Here is a 1,142-nt window from a genome sequence, read left to right as displayed (position 1 = left end):
CCGAGGGGTTCATCACGCTCGTCGACCGCAAAAAGGACATGATCATCACTGGCGGCGAGAACGTCTACCCGATCGAGGTCGAGCAAGTGCTCTACCGGCACCCGGCCGTTCGTGAAGTGGCCGTCGTCGGCGTCCCCGACGTCCGCTGGGGCGAGACCCCGGTGGCCACCGTGGCGCTCCAGGACGGCGCCGAGCCGACCGGCGAGGAACTCATCGCATACACCCGGGAGCGGCTTGCCCACTTCAAGTGCCCCACCAGGATCGAGTTCGTAGCCGAGCTGCCCCGCACAGCGACCGGCAAGGTGCTCAAGACGGTGCTACGGCAGCAGCACGGCGGCAACGAACACGCCGTGCGCCGCTGAAGCCCAGTTCAGACTGCTCCCGACGCCCGGCGCAGGTCACTATTCGAGTGAGAGGAACCGGACGGCGACCTCGGAGATCTTCCGCGCTGTCGCGGTTCGGTCCCACTTGGGGAGCGCAAGATGACTGACCGTCAGGCGCACCAGGGTGTCGGCCGCGTCGATGACATCGCCCGGGGGGAGACCCGGATAACTCTCCGCGACCCATCCGGCCAGGGTGTCGGAGGCGAGGTCGAGAAGCGGTGCGGATGTCGTGAGCAGCGGGAGCATCCCCGTGGACGCCTGACCTCCCGCATCAAGGTCACGGTTGGAGATGAGCACCGCCTTGAGCAGGGGGCTGCGCCCGGCCTCGTTCAAGGTGTAGTCGACGGCGGCTGCGATGCCTCGCTTCGCATCGCCGATGTGCGCCTCCAGCGCGCCCCGGATGCCCTCGAGGAAGCGCGAGGCCTCCCGGAGTACGACGGCTTCTCCGAGGCCGGCCTTGTCACCGAACTCCTTGTACAGAGCCGCCCGCGACACCCCGGCACGATCAGCCACCTGCCCCATGCGCACCCGGTCCCAGCCGCGGTCGACAGTCAGGTCGTGGGCAGCCTCGAGGACAGCCAGGCGCATGTGCTCCTTGAATCGTTCGCGCATTGACGGTGCCCGCATGACAGAAAGGTTAGCGATTCCTGTCTCGCGATCGACTCGCGTCACTGACTTGGACACGGCCACACGCTACCTAGCGTGCTCGTCGGCCAGTTGGTCGACCATCGCTGCGAGGGTGTCCTGAAGTCTTTGCAC

At 66.9% G+C, this 1,142-nt stretch carries 1 protein-coding gene and 1 pseudogene; one reads left to right on the top strand and one right to left on the bottom strand.

Going from position 1 to position 1,142, the window contains the following annotated elements:
* Positions 1-362 (top strand): annotated as a pseudogene (locus G6022_RS03165) (o-succinylbenzoate--CoA ligase); the annotation flags it as partial.
* Between the two features lie 39 nt (positions 363-401).
* Here the strand turns inward: G6022_RS03165 and G6022_RS03160 are convergent.
* Positions 402-971 (bottom strand): TetR family transcriptional regulator, encoded by a 570-nt coding sequence (locus G6022_RS03160; RefSeq protein WP_069389790.1) that lies wholly within the window; start codon positions 969-971, stop codon positions 402-404.
* Between the last annotated feature and the right edge of the window lie 171 nt (positions 972-1,142).

This window comes from Dietzia sp. Cai40 (genome assembly GCF_014145165.1).
Classification (GTDB): domain Bacteria; phylum Actinomycetota; class Actinomycetes; order Mycobacteriales; family Mycobacteriaceae; genus Dietzia; species Dietzia natronolimnaea.
Note: the sequence above shows the minus strand (reverse complement) of the source record. Positions and strands in the feature narration are given on the sequence as shown.